Annotated in this window: 14 protein-coding genes; 11 read left to right on the top strand and 3 right to left on the bottom strand. The window is 67.0% G+C overall.

Features of this window, described 5'->3' with window-relative positions:
• Positions 1 to 104 precede the first annotated feature (104 nt).
• From AC6CIE_RS08685 to flhF, 4 genes are all read left to right on the top strand, one after another.
• On the top strand, positions 105 to 1,652 hold the full coding sequence (locus tag AC6CIE_RS08685) for a methyl-accepting chemotaxis protein (protein WP_254594347.1): 1,548 nt from the start codon (positions 105 to 107) through the stop codon (positions 1,650 to 1,652).
• A gap of 249 nt (positions 1,653 to 1,901) precedes the next feature.
• Positions 1,902 to 3,056, top strand: coding sequence for a flagellar biosynthesis protein FlhB (flhB, locus tag AC6CIE_RS08680; RefSeq protein ID WP_175126220.1), 1,155 nt, complete (start codon positions 1,902 to 1,904; stop codon positions 3,054 to 3,056).
• A 3-nt stretch (positions 3,057 to 3,059) separates the two neighbouring features.
• The gene (gene flhA / locus AC6CIE_RS08675; protein ID WP_286936259.1) at positions 3,060 to 5,180 is read left to right on the top strand and encodes a flagellar biosynthesis protein FlhA; all 2,121 of its coding nucleotides are present in this window, start codon (positions 3,060 to 3,062) and stop codon (positions 5,178 to 5,180) included.
• Complete coding sequence (gene flhF / locus AC6CIE_RS08670; protein ID WP_498091994.1) at positions 5,177 to 8,047, top strand: flagellar biosynthesis GTPase FlhF; 2,871 nt, start codon at positions 5,177 to 5,179, stop codon at positions 8,045 to 8,047. Before flhA ends, flhF begins: the two co-directional genes overlap by 4 nt.
• 83 nt (positions 8,048 to 8,130) lie before the next feature.
• Here the strand turns inward: flhF and AC6CIE_RS08665 are convergent, their stop codons facing one another.
• From AC6CIE_RS08665 to flgA, 3 genes are all read right to left on the bottom strand, one after another.
• Positions 8,131 to 8,604, bottom strand: a complete 474-nt coding sequence (locus AC6CIE_RS08665) for a flagella synthesis protein FlgN (protein ID WP_175139611.1) — start codon at positions 8,602 to 8,604, stop codon at positions 8,131 to 8,133.
• 31 nt (positions 8,605 to 8,635) lie between these two features.
• Positions 8,636 to 8,929 (bottom strand): flagellar biosynthesis anti-sigma factor FlgM, encoded by a 294-nt coding sequence (gene flgM / locus AC6CIE_RS08660; RefSeq protein ID WP_056570190.1) that lies wholly within the window; start codon positions 8,927 to 8,929, stop codon positions 8,636 to 8,638.
• A gap of 126 nt (positions 8,930 to 9,055) precedes the next feature.
• Complete coding sequence (gene flgA / locus AC6CIE_RS08655) at positions 9,056 to 9,769, bottom strand: flagellar basal body P-ring formation chaperone FlgA (RefSeq protein WP_175186090.1); 714 nt, start codon at positions 9,767 to 9,769, stop codon at positions 9,056 to 9,058.
• A 178-nt stretch (positions 9,770 to 9,947) separates the two neighbouring features.
• On the opposite strand from flgA, the gene flgB reads away from it, so the two are divergent.
• The 7 genes from flgB (at position 9,948) to AC6CIE_RS08620 (ending at position 15,387) form a co-directional block, all read left to right on the top strand.
• Entirely contained in the window at positions 9,948 to 10,355 is a 408-nt protein-coding gene (gene flgB, locus AC6CIE_RS08650; protein WP_175126215.1) for a flagellar basal body rod protein FlgB, read from the top strand.
• A gap of 22 nt (positions 10,356 to 10,377) precedes the next feature.
• The gene (flgC, locus tag AC6CIE_RS08645; protein WP_105238489.1) at positions 10,378 to 10,797 is read left to right on the top strand and encodes a flagellar basal body rod protein FlgC; all 420 of its coding nucleotides are present in this window, start codon (positions 10,378 to 10,380) and stop codon (positions 10,795 to 10,797) included.
• A 20-nt stretch (positions 10,798 to 10,817) separates the two neighbouring features.
• Positions 10,818 to 11,516: a flagellar hook capping FlgD N-terminal domain-containing protein gene (locus AC6CIE_RS08640; RefSeq protein WP_175126214.1), complete on the top strand. Its 699-nt coding sequence runs from the start codon at positions 10,818 to 10,820 to the stop codon at positions 11,514 to 11,516.
• A gap of 69 nt (positions 11,517 to 11,585) precedes the next feature.
• On the top strand, positions 11,586 to 13,058 hold the full coding sequence (locus AC6CIE_RS08635) for a flagellar hook-basal body complex protein (RefSeq protein WP_498091992.1): 1,473 nt from the start codon (positions 11,586 to 11,588) through the stop codon (positions 13,056 to 13,058).
• Positions 13,059 to 13,096: 38 nt separating this feature from the next.
• Positions 13,097 to 13,861 carry a flagellar basal body rod protein FlgF gene (locus AC6CIE_RS08630; protein WP_175126212.1) on the top strand — a complete coding sequence of 255 codons (765 nt, stop codon included), beginning with the start codon at positions 13,097 to 13,099 and terminating at the stop codon, positions 13,859 to 13,861.
• 51 nt (positions 13,862 to 13,912) lie between these two features.
• Complete coding sequence (gene flgG / locus AC6CIE_RS08625; protein ID WP_105238493.1) at positions 13,913 to 14,698, top strand: flagellar basal-body rod protein FlgG; 786 nt, start codon at positions 13,913 to 13,915, stop codon at positions 14,696 to 14,698.
• Complete coding sequence (locus AC6CIE_RS08620) at positions 14,698 to 15,387, top strand: flagellar basal body L-ring protein FlgH (protein WP_498091990.1); 690 nt, start codon at positions 14,698 to 14,700, stop codon at positions 15,385 to 15,387. Before flgG ends, AC6CIE_RS08620 begins: the two co-directional genes overlap by 1 nt.
• Position 15,388: the final 1 nt, after the last annotated feature.

Raw genomic sequence — 15,388 nt, 5'->3', positions numbered from 1 at the left:
GCCAACAATAATCGGGGCCTTGCAGCGCGAGACAAGGCGCGCCTAGCGCGTCAGGCCACGGATGCCCAAAGCAGGCGGTCCGGGCCAGGGAGAGGAGGTTCATCATGGCCAGATCCGTATTCCGCCTGGGCGGCATGTGGGGCTTGTTGCGTCGGCTCAATCGCGGCGACGCGATGCTGTCGGAGCGCGCCCTGTCTTTCAGTCCGGCCGCCTGGCCGCTGTACCGTTTTCTGGCGCAGATCCGCGTGCGGGTCATGACGGTGCGCCAGTCCAGCATCGAGATCGCGCTGAACGCGGCGCGCACGCAGTTCCAGGCGGGGCGCTGTTCGCTGCTGGCGCGCGAGCAGGCCAGGGCCGCCGACGCGCTTGCCGCCAGCGGCGCGCAGATCGCTGACCTGTCGGCATCCACCTCCACGCATGCCCGCGAAATCGCCGCCGTGTCCGGCCAGAACCTGCATGCCGCAGAGCAGGCGCTGGCGGAGCTGACCGAGGTCAAGACGCGCGTCGACCGCATGACGCAAGAGATGGCGGCTTTTACCGAAGTGGTGGGGCAACTGGCCGCCCGCGCGAAATCAGTGGGCGACATCAGCCAGGCAATCAAAGGCATTGCGCTGCAGACCCAGTTGCTCGCGTTGAACGCGGGCGTCGAGGCGGCCAGGGCAGGGGATGCGGGCCGAGGCTTTGCGGTGGTGGCCAGCGAGGTCGGCCGTCTGGCCGAACGCGTCAACACCGCCACCGGCGACATCGGCCGCCATACCTCAGAGATGCTGGACCTGGTCGAATCCACCCAGCGCCAGACCGGCACGCTGCGCGAGGATGTGGACGCGTCGGGCGCGGTGCTGAACCGCACCTGTGACGGATTCGAGCGCTTCGTGCGCGACTTCGACAGCATGAACCGGCAGGTGGGTGAAGTGGTCCAGGCGATTGGCGAGGTCGACGCCACCAATCACGGCATGAGCCAGGAGGTGGGGCGCATCGCGGCGTTGAGCGCGGACGTGCTGGAACGGGTCGGCAGCATGTCGGGCGAGATCGACCGCATCCGCCGCCAGACCGAAAGCGTGCAGGAGGTGCTGGCCGACATGCGCACCGGCGATACCGCGTTCGACAGCCTGTCGGCGTCGCTGGAGGCGTTTGCGGACGCGGCGGCCGGACTGCTGCACGATGCCCGGCGGCGCGGTGTCGACGTGTTCGACCGCCACTACCAGCGCATTCCCGGCAGCGAGCCGCCGCGGTATCACACGGCGTATGACCGGGCCATCGACGAGCCGCTGACGCGCCTGCTCGACAGTGTGCTGCAGGCGGTGCCCGGCGCGATCTACACGATCCTGGTGGACAACCGGGGTTACGCACCCGCGCACAACAGCCGATTTTCGCTGGCGCCGACCGGCGATCCGAAGGTCGACATCGTCCGGGTGCGCAACAAGCGGATCTTTGACGATCCCGTGGGCGCCCGGCTGGCTGCCAACACGGGCGCGCAGTTGTTCCAGACGTATTCGCGGGATACCGGCGAGATCGTCAACGACATTTCCCTGCCCATTTATCTGGGGCCGGAACACTGGGGCGCCGTGCGCATCGGGCTGGATTACGCGCGTTTCCAGGCGATCGTGGACGGGCAGGGCGCCGGGGGACGGGCGGCGCCGGTGGCGGGTTGACGGGGTGGCGTCACGCGGGCGTTCATGTTGCGGCTTGATGGCGCGGCTTGATGGCGCGGCTTGATGTGGCAAGTTGAAGCGGCGGGCTGAAGGCGCCGCCAAGGGGGGCTGCCCGGCAGCCGGCGGCGCATCCGGGAATAGCGCCGCTTTCCCCCCGTTTCTTGGCATATCGCCAACCCCCCGCGCCTCCTAGAATCTCGGCGGGCGGCTTGCATTCCACGTCAGCGAGCCGCAACGATCCCGTAGAGCATGTCCGAAGAAAGCGACCTCGAGAAAACCGAAGCCGCCTCTCCCAGGCGCCTGGAAAAGGCGCGCGAGGAGGGGCAGATTGCGCGTTCCCGGGAACTGGGCACGTTCATGATGCTGGCCGTCGGTGTCGCCGCGATCTGGGCGGGAGGCGGGTCGCTGTACAGGGGCCTGAGCGGCGTGCTGCGCAACGGGCTGGCCTTCGATCAGCGCGTCGCGCTGGATCCCGGGGTCATGGTCGAGCAGGCGGTAAGCGGTTTCGGCCATGCGCTGCTGGTGCTGCTGCCGATCTTCGGTCTGCTGGCGGTGGTTGCAGTGCTGTCGAGCGTGGTGCTGGGCGGCCTGGTGATTTCGACCAAGCCGCTGACGCCCAATTTTTCGAAGCTCAGCCCGCTGGCCGGCTTGAAGCGCATGTTTTCGTCGCAGACGGTGGTGGAGCTGATCAAGGCGCTGGCCAAGGCGCTGCTGGTGGGCGGCGTGGCGGTCTGGGTCATCTGGCGCTATCACGACGACATGATGGGGCTGATGCACGTGGCGCCGTCGGCCGCGCTGACCAAGGCGCTGACCCTGGTGGCGATGTGCTGCGCCTTCATCGTGGCGTCGCTGCTCATCATCGTCATGCTGGACGTGCCCTGGCAGATCTGGAGCCATCTGAAGAAGCTGCGGATGTCCAAGGAAGACGTGCGCCAGGAGCACAAGGAAAGCGAAGGCGATCCGCATGTGAAGGCGCGCATCCGGCAGCAGCAGCGTCAGGCGGCCCGCCGGCGCATGATGTCCGAGGTGCCGAAGGCCGACGTCGTGGTGACCAACCCGACGCACTATGCGGTGGCGCTGAAGTACGACGAATCGAAGGGCGGCGCGCCGCGCGTGCTGGCCAAGGGCACGGGCCTGATCGCCGCGAAGATCCGCGAGCTGGCCGCCGAAAACAAGATTCCCACATTGGAAGCGCCGCCGTTGGCGCGCGCATTGCATCAACACGTCGAGCTGGGACAAGAAATCCCGGCCGAGCTGTATACCGCGGTGGCGGAAGTGCTGGCATGGGTATTCCAGCTACGATCCTGGCGCTCGGGTTGGGGGCTTGAACCCCCGGCCCCCACGAAGTTGAACGTGCCAGCCGAACTGGACCCGCAGGCAAAAACCGCAGCACAAGGAGTTTAAGGAATGAGCGCTCTGCTCACCATGTTGAAGAATAACGGCGGCACGCACGCGCGGCTGCTGGCGGGTCCCATCCTGATCGTGATGGTGCTGGGCATGATGGTGCTGCCCCTGCCCACGTTCCTGCTGGACTTGCTGTTCACCTTCAACATTGCGTTGTCCGTGATGATCCTGCTGGTGGCCATGTTCACGCGCAAGCCGCTGGACTTTGCCGCGTTCCCGGCCGTCCTGCTGTTCGCGACGCTGCTGCGCCTGTCGCTGAACGTCGCGTCCACCCGGGTCGTGCTGCTGCACGGTCACACGGGCCCGGACGCCGCGGGCAAGGTGATCGAGGCCTTCGGGCACTTCCTGGTGGGCGGCAACTTCGCGGTCGGGATCATCGTCTTCATCATCCTGACCATCATCAACTTCATCGTCATCACCAAGGGTGCGGGCCGTATCGCGGAAGTGGGCGCGCGCTTCACCCTGGACGCCATGCCCGGCAAGCAGATGGCGATCGACGCGGACCTGAACGCCGGCCTGATCGGCGAAGACGAGGCGCGCAAGCGCCGGTCGGAAGTCTCGCAGGAATCGGACTTCTTCGGCTCGATGGACGGCGCCTCCAAGTTCGTGCGCGGCGACGCCATCGCCGGCCTCTTGATCATGGCGATCAACATCATCGGCGGCCTGGTCGTCGGCGTGGCGCAGCACGACATGTCCATGGGCGAAGCCGGCCGCGTCTACACGCTGCTGACCATCGGTGACGGCCTGGTTGCCCAGATCCCCGCGCTGGTGATCTCCACCGCCGCCGGCGTGGTCGTGTCGCGTGTGTCGACCGACCAGGACATCGGCCAGCAGATCATCAGCCAGCTGTTCTCCAACCCGAGCGTGCTGTTCCTGACCGCCGGCATCATCGGCATCATGGGCCTCATCCCCAACATGCCCCACATCGCGTTCCTGACGCTGGCCGGCGCGCTGGGCTGGGGCGGCTGGGCGCTGCTCAAACGCAAGAAGGCCGCCGCCGTGGCCGCCGAGGAGATACCGCCGCAGGCGATCACCCAGGCGCAGGCCGCGGCTGCCGAGGCAAGCTGGGAAGACGTATCGATGGTGGACCAGCTGGGGCTGGAAGTGGGCTACCGCCTGATTCCGCTGGTGGACCACGCGCAGAACGGCGAGCTGCTTCACCGCATCCGCAGCCTGCGCAAGAAGTTTGCGCAGGACGTGGGGTTTTTGCCGCCGGTCGTGCACATCCGCGACAACCTGGAACTCAAGCCCAACGATTACCGCATCCTGCTGTCCGGCGTGGAAGTGGGCACGGGGGTCGCGATGCCGGGCCAGTGGCTGGCCATCGACCCGGGCGGCGTGACCATGCAGATCAAGGGCACGCCGACGACCGATCCGGCGTTCGGCCTGCCGGCGCTGTGGATCGACAGCTCGCTGCGCGATCAGGCCCAGGTCGCCGGCTACACGGTGGTGGATGCGGGCACTGTGGTGGCCACGCACCTGAATCACCTGATGCATCGCCACGGCTCGAACCTGTTGGGCCGCCAGGAAGTGCAACAGCTGCTGGATCGCATCGGCCGCGACGCGCCGAAGCTGGTCGAGGACCTGGTGCCCAAGACGCTGTCGCTCACCGCGCTGCAGAAGGTGCTGCAGGGTCTGCTGTCGGAAGAAGTGCCGATCCGCGACATGCGCACCATCATCGATACGCTGTCCGAGCATGGCCCGCGTCTGGCGGCGATGGCCGCCGGATCGGGCGGCCAGCCGGACATCAACGAGCTGATCGCGCTGACGCGCCGCGCGCTTGGCCGCGCCATCACGCAGCAATGGTTCCCCGGCGAGGGCGAGCTGCGGGTGATCGGCCTGGACGTGAAGCTGGAACGCGTGCTGTCGCAGGCCATGACGACCAGCGGCGGCCTGGAGCCGGGGCTGGCCGACACGCTGCTGCGCGAGGCGCAGGCGGCGGTTGAACGGCAGGAGTCGCAGGGCAATGCGCCGGTGCTGCTGGTGTCGCCGGTGCTGCGCGCGCCGCTGTCGCGCTTCCTGCGGCATCATCTGCCGCAGCTTGGCGTGTTGTCGAATACGGAAATTCCCGATGAGCGCATCGTCCGCGTGACGGCGCTGATCGGCGGGAGCAATGGGCAATGAAGATCAGCCGCTTTTACGGGGCAAACACCCGTGACGTGATGCGTCAGGTGCGCGAGGCCTTGGGGCCGGACGCGCTGATCGTGTCGAACCGCAGCGTCGAGGGCGGCATCGAGGTGCTGGCCACCGTTGATGGCGCCTTTGACGACGCGCCGCAGCAGCAGACGCCGCCGCGCGAAGCGCCGGCCTATGCGCCGCCCGCGCCGGAACGTCAGCCCGCGGCGCCGTCGTTCGGCGCACCGGCCGGAATGGCGCGGCCGCAGGTTGCGCCGGCTGCCATGCCGCCCGTGCCGCCAGCCGGGTACGCGCCGCCGGCGCGATCCATTGCCGCTTATCAATCCGCGTACGCGGCGTCGGCGCAGCCGGAGATTGAACCGTCGCCGGCAGAATTCGTACCCGCTGCACCGCAGCCGGTTTCGGTTGCACCGACGGCGGCCGCACCTCAGCCGGCCGCACCGGTACGCGTCGAGCTGCCGCCGCTTGCGCCGGCAGTCCGCATGACGCCGCCAGCTCCCGCCATGCCCGAGCGCATGGCCACCGCCGCGCCCGCAGCCGCCATGGCCGCTGCGCCCGCCACCGCCTATCACGCGCCCCAAGGCTACGCCGCGCCGCCCGCACCCGTGCAGGCGCCCGTCATGGCGCCGGCAGCGCCGCCGCAACCGGCCATGCTGCATGCCGCGCCGCCCATGGGCCGCATGCCCGATGCCCCGGTGCGTCCGCCGCAGGGCTTGCCGCCCGCGAATCTGCCGGCCGATACGGCCGCCGGTCTGCAGGACGCCATCAGCGCCTTGCGCGGCGCGCTGGAAACCCGCATGGACGGGCTGCTGTGGGGCGGCCGCCAAGGTCCGGGCCGCGAGCCCGCGGGCGCCGCGCTGTTCCGCAGCCTGCTGGATGCCGGCTTCAGCACCAAACTGGTCCGCACGCTGGTCGAGCGCCTGCCGCAAGGCCTCTCCACCGAGGCTGCGCAGAGCTGGGCGCGTAATGAACTGGTGACCCACCTGCCGGTGGTGCGTTCCGAAGACGAATTCCTGGCCGGCGGCGTGTATGCGCTGGTCGGCCCCACGGGCGTGGGCAAGACCACGACGCTGGCCAAGCTGGCCGCCCGTTGCGTGGCCCGCGAAGGCCGGGAGCAGGTCGCCATGCTGACGACCGACCTGTTCCGGATCGGCGCGCTGGAACAATTGCAGATCTACGGCCGCCTGATGGGCGTGCCGGCGCACTCGGTGCGCGATGCCGGCGAGCTGCGCCGCATTCTGGCCGAACTGGGCAACCGCAAGATCGTGCTGATCGACACTACCGGCATCAGCCAGCGCGACCGCCTGGTGGCCGAGCAGGCGTCGATGCTGTGCAACGCCGGCAAGCCCGTTCGCCGGCTGCTGGTGCTCAACGCCGCCAGCCAGGGCGACACGCTGGACGAGGTGGCGCACGCCTATCGCAATGGCGTGGGCGAAGATGTGGCCGGCTGCATCATCACCAAGCTGGACGAAGCCACCCGCCTGGGCGCGGCGCTCGACACCGCCATCCGCCACCGCCTGCCGATCCATTACATGTCCGTCGGCCAGAAGGTGCCCGAGCACATGGAACTGGCCCGCGCGGACGTGCTGATCGACCGCGCGTTCTCGATGGTCGAGCGCGCCCGCGCACTGTACACCCCGAGCGAGGCCGACCTGGCGTCGCTGGTGTCGTCGTCGCGCGAACCGGACGCCGTGGACCCGGCGCGCCGCCGCCAGTTGCTGGCCTCGGCCATCCTGCCGCAGCAGGGCGGTGCGGCGTCGATCGCAGCAGCACAGAACCTGGACGACACCATTTCGTGGCTGGACAGCGACCCGGCGTGCCTGCAATCGCGCACCGCCTGGCGCGAGTACGTCGGCGACGGCGCGGGCGCCAGCCTGGCCGCGCTGGGCGATGAGCCACTGGCGATGGTGCGCCGTGAATTTTCCGCTGCGTGCAGCCGCAACCTGCTCGTGATGCACGGCAAGACCGCCATGAAGGGCGAGGCCTTGCCCGGCGGCGCGCTGATGGGCGCGCTGTTGATGAGCGACCGCGGCGCCGCACTGGCCGCGCCCGCGCAGCAGCTCGCGCTGCCGCATGGCATGTTGAGTTCGTTTGCGCCCGCCGCGCCGGCCCAGCCGGACCCGGCGGCGGCCTTGCAGGCTCGCGTGCAGTGGCTGGGCGAGCGCCTGTCGTCCTTGCCGCTGGTCCACATGCTGGAGGCCGGCACCGTTGCGCTATGGCAGCCGTTGAGCGAGCAGGGCGTGTCCTGGGTAGCGCGTTGCGCAGGTGGCACGCGCGTGATCCAGGACGAATGCCCGACCAACCTGAATGCCGTCGGCAAGAGCGTGGGTTACCTGCCCGTCGGCCAGCCCGGCGACATGCCGGGCCTGCGCCCGGCGCCGGGCGCCAAGACCGCGCCGCTGGCGCTGTGGGCCTCCGGCACTGAAGTCGTGCTGCCGGGCAAGGGGCAGGGCGTCAGCGTCCGCCTCATCTGCGCGCGGCTGATCGACACGGTCTCCGGCGAGGTCGCGGGCCAGTTGTTCGGCGCGACGAACCTGCCGGCGTCGCAGGCGGACGCCGCGACGATCGCGCGCTGGCTCGTCCTGCAGGAGGAGGCCAAGGCGGCGTTCCGTTACATGGCCAATGCCTGGCAGGCGGTGCCCGCCGTCGATGGCGCCCATACGCTGGCGCGACAGTCGCTGATGGCCGGGCAGCTTGGCGCGGCATGCTGGCAGCTGGCGCATTCGCCGGCGGCTGACGTCGTGCGTGGTCCGTTGTCAGGCATCGTGGGCACCGAGCGCAAGCTGTCGGGCAAGATGCTGCCGGTGGCGCTGCTGAAGATGTTCGCGCTGCTGGAGATGACGGGCGGGGCGTAAGGCCGCGACCCCGTCTCGCGGAAACAAAAAACGGCGTGCCATGCACGCCGTTTTTTTTATGCCGCAGGAGATCGGAAAAGGCGTCAGCCCGCCACGATCGGCCGGCGGCCCGGGGCGCTGCGGGCGCCGCGGCCTTGCGCGTCGTACGTCGAGGCGCTGCCGACGCCGACATTGCGCAGGGCGTCCAGCGATTGCTGGGTGTAGCGCAGATGCACGTCGATCAGGGCGCCATTGCGCATGTTGATTTCGCTGGCGGAGGCCGACTTGGTCAGCAGGGCCTGCCACACGCCGGACAACTGCGGATACTGCGCGGCGGCCTGTTCGGTGCCGACGTGGCCCGCGGGCAGGCCGATTTCGTTGAGCAGGTTGTCGCGCGTCTGGCTGAGGTCGACCAGTTGCTGCGCGATGCCGCGCTTGCGCTCGGTGATCTGGTTCAGCGTTTCGACGCTGCCCTGGCTGACCAGGACCTCGGTTTCTTCCTCGAGGATCGAGGAGAACTCGGAGATCAGGGTGTCTTCCTGCTTCATGCAGGATTGCAGGGAATCGACGAGGCTCATGACAGACGGCTCAATAGAGGGAAGGGACGGGCTATTTCAGCAGGTCTCGGGCGCTGGCGATCAGGCTGTCGGCGATGCGGCCGGTGTCGATCTTGAGCTGCCCGGAGGCGATCGCGGCGCGAATGGCGGCGACACGCTCGACGTTGATGTCGTTCGAGCCGTCCTGCATGGCCAGCATCTTGCGCGACGCCGAGCTCAGCGCGACTTGCGAGCTGCTCGATCCGGTGGCGCTGCCGGCGCCATACGCTTGACTGACCGCGGACTCGGCGCGGGCACCGACGGCGTCGGCCGCGAGGGGCCGGTTGGTGGTCGAATTGATTTTCAAGGTTTTCTCCGCAGGGCGTCCTGGGTCGGTTTGCGACGGATCCGCCTACTTATGTCTCTGTAACGACAAGGGCCGGAGGAACTTTAGGGTATATGCGAGCCAGGCGCAACGCGATTTGTAACAGGTCTATAGCTGAATTTCCACCAGCGTGGCGTTCCGGACGACGCCGCTGACCACCTGGCCGCCCGCGGTGCGCACCTGGACGACGGCGCCGGGGGCCGCGTTGCCCATGGCTTCGCCTTCGCTGCTGACCATGAAACCGTTGCCGCGCGCGTTGATCCGCACGTTCGTGCCGCGCTGCACCGACTGGGCGTTGCGCAGCGACGAGCTGCGGATCGGCTGGCCGGCGTTGATGCGGAAGGCGGCGGTCATGCCGGCGACCGCCTGCGGGTCGGTGATGGCGTTGGGGGGCAGGGTGACCAGATCGCCCTCGCGGGCGTCCAGATCCGCCGGGGTCAGGGCCTGGCCGGCGGCGATCAGGCGCGAGGCGACGTAATAGTGGCCGGCCACGCTGACGGAGGCCTGCACGTAGGCGGTCCAGCCTTTGGCCGAGTTGCAGCGCACGCCGACAGTCATGCGCGACCGCAGCTTCATGCCGGACGGCAGGAAGGGCGTCAGGTCATCGCACGGCGTCAGGCGGTCGGTGCGCGGCGGGTCGATGGCGATGGACGCCTCGCCGGGCAGGGAGGCCAGTTGTTCCTGCAGATAGGTCTGCGCCGCAATGATGATCGCTTCCGGGGCCTGGGTGGCCGCGGCCTGTGCCTGGACGGCGCTTGCCGAGGCCAGGAGCAGGGCGGCGATGCCGGCGCGCGCGAGAAGGAGTCTTGCGGAGATTTTCATGATGGATGAATTGTAGAAGTGGGCGGCTTTCGGCAATACGTGAATTGGATGAGAAATGACGGGTTGTTTGGCTGATTGTGTTACAGGTCCGGCCCCTATCATGCCGTCATCCAATGGGATAACGGTGCGTCCGGCGTCCCTCGCTTTATCTGATCTGCAACGAATTCAAGGCGCCACGATGCTCGACAGGCTCAACGAAGATTTCCGGTTCTACCAGCAGGCTTTGGCACTGCGCGCGCAGCGCCAGGAAGTGCTTTCCTCGAACATCGCCAACGCCGACACGCCCAACTACAAGGCGCGCGACATCGACTTCAAGGCCGCGATGCAAAGCGCCATGGAAGGCACGATGCGCCTGCCCGACACGTCGCTCAAGCTGACGTCGGCCCGCCACATTCCGGCCAAGGCCGTGTCGCAGGGCCCGACGGATCTGCTGTACCGCCTGCCGTACCAGCCCAGCATGGACGGCAACACGGTGGACATGGACATCGAGCGCGTGCAGTTCGCCGACAACACCCTGCATTACCAGAGCACGATGCAGCTGATCTCCAACCGTATCCGCGGGCTGCAGACCGCCATCCAGGATTGATCTTTAAAGGGAGCAACAGGCAATGTCCTTGTTGAGCATTTTCGATATCGCCGGTTCGGCGTTGAGCGCGCAGTCGCAGCGCATGAACGTGGCGGCCAGCAACATGGCCAACGCCGACAGTGTGGTCGGCCCGGATGGCCAGCCTTACCGCGCCCGCCAGGTCGTGTTCCAGGTCAACCCGGCCGCGGGCCAGGCGCTGGGCCAGGAGATCGGCGGCGTTCGCGTGGCCGGCGTGGTCCAGGACCAGTCGCCCCTGAAGATGGTCTATGACCCCAAACACCCCCTGGCTGACGCGCAGGGCTACATCAGCATGCCCAACGTCGATCCGGTGGCCGAAACGGTCAACATGATCGCGGCATCGCGGTCCTACCAGGCCAACGTCGAGGTCCTCAACACCGCCAAGGCGTTGATGCAGAAGACGCTGACCATCGGTCAATCCTAATTTCCAGCCAGAGTCTATCCATGACCACCGTCGACCAAACCACGAGCACCACGGCCATGGGCCTGGCGCAAACCGGCGCCAACAGCGCGAGCACCGCGCAGGGCCTGCAGGACCAGTTCCTGAAGCTGCTGGTCACGCAGCTCAAGAACCAGGATCCGCTGAACCCGATGCAGAACGCGGAGCTGACGTCGCAACTGGCGCAGATTTCCACGGTGGAAGGCATCACCAACCTGAAGAACACCATGCTGGCCATCAGCGGCCAGATCGACGTGTCCCAGTCGATGAACGCCGTGTCGATGATCGGCAAGGGCGTCCTGATCCCGGGCACGAAGGTCAAGGTCGGTGTCGACAGCGCCAACCCCGCGGACCGCGTGGTCACGCCCTACGGTTTGGATCTGCAGGGCGACGCCGCCAAGGTCCAGGTCCGCATCTCGGATTCGAACGGTGCAGTTGTGCGCACCATCGAGCTGGGCGAGCAGAAGAACGGCGTGTACACGCTGGAATGGGATGGCAAGAACGACGCCGGCGTGGCGCTGGAACCGGGCGCGTACAACGTGTCCGTGCTGGCGACCGACGCCGAGGGCGCGAAGGTGAACTCGGAAGTATTGAGCTACGGCAACGTGAAGAGCGTGGCGTACTCCACCAACGGCCTGCGTCTGGATCTGGGCCTGGACGGCCAGACCAGCATGCTGGACGTGCGCAAGGTGATCGGCGCCTGAACGGGCGGATATGAATTGGTGCCGGCGCACGGGCGGCGGCTTTTCCACTAAAGATTAGCGAGAGTAAACATGGGCTTCGGACAAGGATTGAGCGGCTTGAACGCCGCTGCGCAGAACCTGGACGTCATCGGCAACAACATCGCCAACTCGGGCACCGTCGGCTTCAAGTCGGCCACCGCATCGTTCGCTGACGTTTACGCCAGCTCGCGCGTGGGCCTGGGCGTCAAGGTCTCGGCCATCAACCAGCGCTTCACGGTCGGTTCCGTGACGGGCGGCGGCGGCGAATACGACATCGCCATCGACGGCGCGAAGGGCATGTTCCGCGTGACCGACCAGAGCGGCTCGGTCATGTACACGCGCAACGGCGAGTTCCTCGTCGACAAGAACAACTTCATCGTGAACGCGCAGGGCTATCGCCTGACCGGTTACCCGGCCGGCGCGATTGGTGCGAATCCGGTCGAACTGCAACTGCCGACCGCCAACGTCGCGCCGCAGGCGACGACCAGCGCAACCACCGTGGCCAACCTGGATGCCAACGCCAAGGTCATCTATCAGGTCGACACCGAGACGTCGCCGCTGGAACCGGGCAGCTTTACGTTCGACGGGGTCGACTACACCTTCACGCGTAACGCGACGGGGGTCGCCACGCTTAGCTTTAGCGGGGGTGGGGTCGTCCCTGCCGGTGCGATTACGGATGGCACCACTACGATCAACGTTGGTCCGGGTGGCGAGGTGACGCAGGACCTGACCGCCATTCCCGGTTATGAAGAGTTCACCGCCGCCGTCATCGAGATCGGCAAACCGTTCGATCCCAAGATCTCCAGCACCTACACGAACGCCTCGCCCATGACGGTGTTCGACTCCCTGGGCAACTCGCACCAGGTGATGCAGTACTTCGTCAAGCGTGAGGCGACGGCAGGCACCAGCGTGTACGACGTCTACTACACGATGGACGGCCAGGCCATGGCGCCCACCACCGAAGCCGGCGGCACCTGGGGCAACCCCACGCAGTTCACGTTCAACAACGCCGGCACGCTGACCAGCGCGCCGATCGTGAACCTGACCTTCGCCCAGCCCGGCGGCACGACCACCCCGGCCGATCCGCTGAACGTCGCCATCAACTACACCGGCACGACCCAGTACGGCAGCAACTACAAGCTGGTTGCCAAGCCCGACGGCTACACGTCCGGTGAGTTCAGCGGCATCAACATCAGCAGCGACGGCAGCCTGGTCGCCAGCTACACCAACGGCGAAACCCAGATCGTGGGCACGCTGGTGCTGGCCGACTTCTCGAACCTGCAGGGCCTGCAGCCCGTGGGCAACAACGCCTGGAAGGAAACGGCGGCTTCCGGCCAGCCGATCCTGGGCCAGCCCGGCACCAACAGCATGTCGACGGTGGTGGGTCAGGCGACCGAAGCGTCCAACGTGGACATGAGCAAGGAGCTGGTCAACATGATCATTGCCCAGCGCACCTACCAGGCCAATTCGCAGACCATCAAGACCCAGGACGAAATCATGCAAGTCCTGATGAACCTGAAGTAATGCCCGCTGGGCAAGCGACGACACCGACGGAATAGGCAATGGACAGAATCATCTACACCGCCATGAATGGCGCAGCGCGGATCACGGAGCATCAGGCCGCGCTCTCCAACAATATGGCCAACGTGAACACGGCGGGCTTTCGCGAGCAGATTGCGCTGTACCGCTCGGTTCCCGTGACGGACGGGGTGAGCCTGCCTACGCGTGTTTCGACGGTGGCGTCCACGCCCGGCAACAGCTTCGAGATGGGCACCATGCAGACCACGGGCCGCGGCCTGGACGTGGCGCTGGCCAGCGAGAACGGCTGGATTGCGGTGCAGACGCCGCAAGGCGAGGCCTATACCCGCGCGGGCAGCCTGCAGGTCGGCATCAACGGCCTGCTGCAGACGTCGCTGGGCCAGCCGGTCCTGTCGGACCAGGGCGGTCCCATCGACGTGCCCGACCAGGCCGCGCTGACCATCACGTCGGACGGCACGATCACGGCGCTGGGCGCCGGCGACGCGCCGAACAACATCCTGAACCTGGGCCGCCTGAAGCTGGTCAACCCGGACAACAAGCAGTTGGTGCACGGCGACGACGGCGTCTTCCGCATGGCGCCGGTCAACGGCCAGCCCGCACCGCCGGTGCCCGCCGACCCCGCCCTTCGCCTGTTGTCGGGCGTGCTGGAAGGCAGCAACACCAATCCCATGGCGTCGATGGTGGGCATGATCGAAAACGCCCGCCGCTTCGAGCAGCAGATGCAGGTGATTCAGCAGTCGGACCGCAACGCGGAACGCGCCAACGGCATTCTGTCCGTAAGCGCCTGATTTAAATAACATTTAGTTCGCGGCCAGGCCGCGGCACCGGAGTCTTTCATCATGATGCGTTCGCTGTGGATCGCCAAGACGGGCCTGGAAGGTCAGCAGACCTCCATGGACGTGATTTCCAACAACTTGGCCAACGTCTCCACCAACGGGTTCAAGCGCGGCCGTGCCGTGTTCCAGGACCTGATGTACCAGACGCTGCGCCAGCCTGGCGCCCAGGTGGGCGATGCCACGCAACTGCCGTCGGGCCTGCAGCTGGGCACCGGCGCGCGCGTGGCCGCCACCGAGCGCATCCACTCGGACGGCAACCTGAACAACACCGGCAGCGAAATGGACGTGGCGATCAACGGCCGCGGCTTCCTGCCGGTTGAACTGCCCGACGGCACGCAGGCCTATACGCGTGACGGCGCGCTGCAGCGCGACCAGAACGGCCAGCTCGTCACCGTCAGCGGCTACGTCATCCAGCCGCCGATCAACGTGCCGGACAACGCGCTGTCCATCACCATCGGCACCGACGGCATGGTCTCGGTGACGCAGCCCGGCGCCGCCGGCATCAACGTGCAGATCGGCCAGCTGCAGATCGCCACGTTCATCAACCCGACCGGCCTGCAAAGCATCGGCGAAAACCTGTACCTGGAAACCGACTCGTCGGGTCCGGCGAACCTGCTGCAGCCCGGTGTGGACGGCGCGGGTTCGATCATGCAGAAGTACGTCGAAACGTCCAACGTCAACGTCGCTGAAGAGCTGGTCAACATGATCACGACGCAGCGCGCCTACGAAATGAACAGCAAGGCCGTCAAGACGTCGGACGAAATGCTGGCCCGCCTGACCCAACTGTGATGCTCATGTCTGTCCTGCGCCTGGTACTTGCGTCTGCGCTGGCTCTGCTGGCGGCTGGTTGCGCCATGATCCCGCCCGAACCCATCGTGACCGGGCCGACGACGGCGGCCCCGCCGCCGCCGCCGATGCCCATGGCGCAGCCCACGGGCTCCATCTACCAGCCCACGACTTACGGCAATTACCCGCTGTTCGAAGACCGCCGGCCCCGCAATGTCGGCGACATCGTCACGATCGTGCTGAACGAGCGCACCAACGCGTCCAAGAACGTGGCGACGAATACCAATCGCAGCGGCTCGACCACGCTGGGCATCGCCGCGGCGCCGTCCTTCATGGACAGCTGGGCGAACGCCAACCTGAACACCGAAGCCAATGGCGGGAATGTGTCGCAGGGCAAGGGCGACAGCAGCGCCAACAATGCCTTCACCGGCACCATCACGACCACGGTGGTGGGCGTGATGTCCAACGGCAACCTGCAGGTCGCCGGGGAAAAGCAGATCGCCATCAACCGCGGCAGCGAGTACGTGCGCTTTGCCGGCGTGGTCGATCCGCGCTCCATCACGGGCACGAACAGCGTGTCGTCCACGCAAGTGGCCGACGCGCGCATCGAATACCGCAGCAAGGGCGTCATGGACGAAGTCCAGACCATGGGCTGGCTGCAACGCTTCTTCCTGATCGCTTCGCCGTTCTAAA

Source organism: Achromobacter sp. GQ309, from assembly GCF_059759315.1.
The sequence above is the reverse complement of the archived record's forward strand: the minus strand, read 5'-3'. Positions and strand labels throughout refer to the sequence as shown.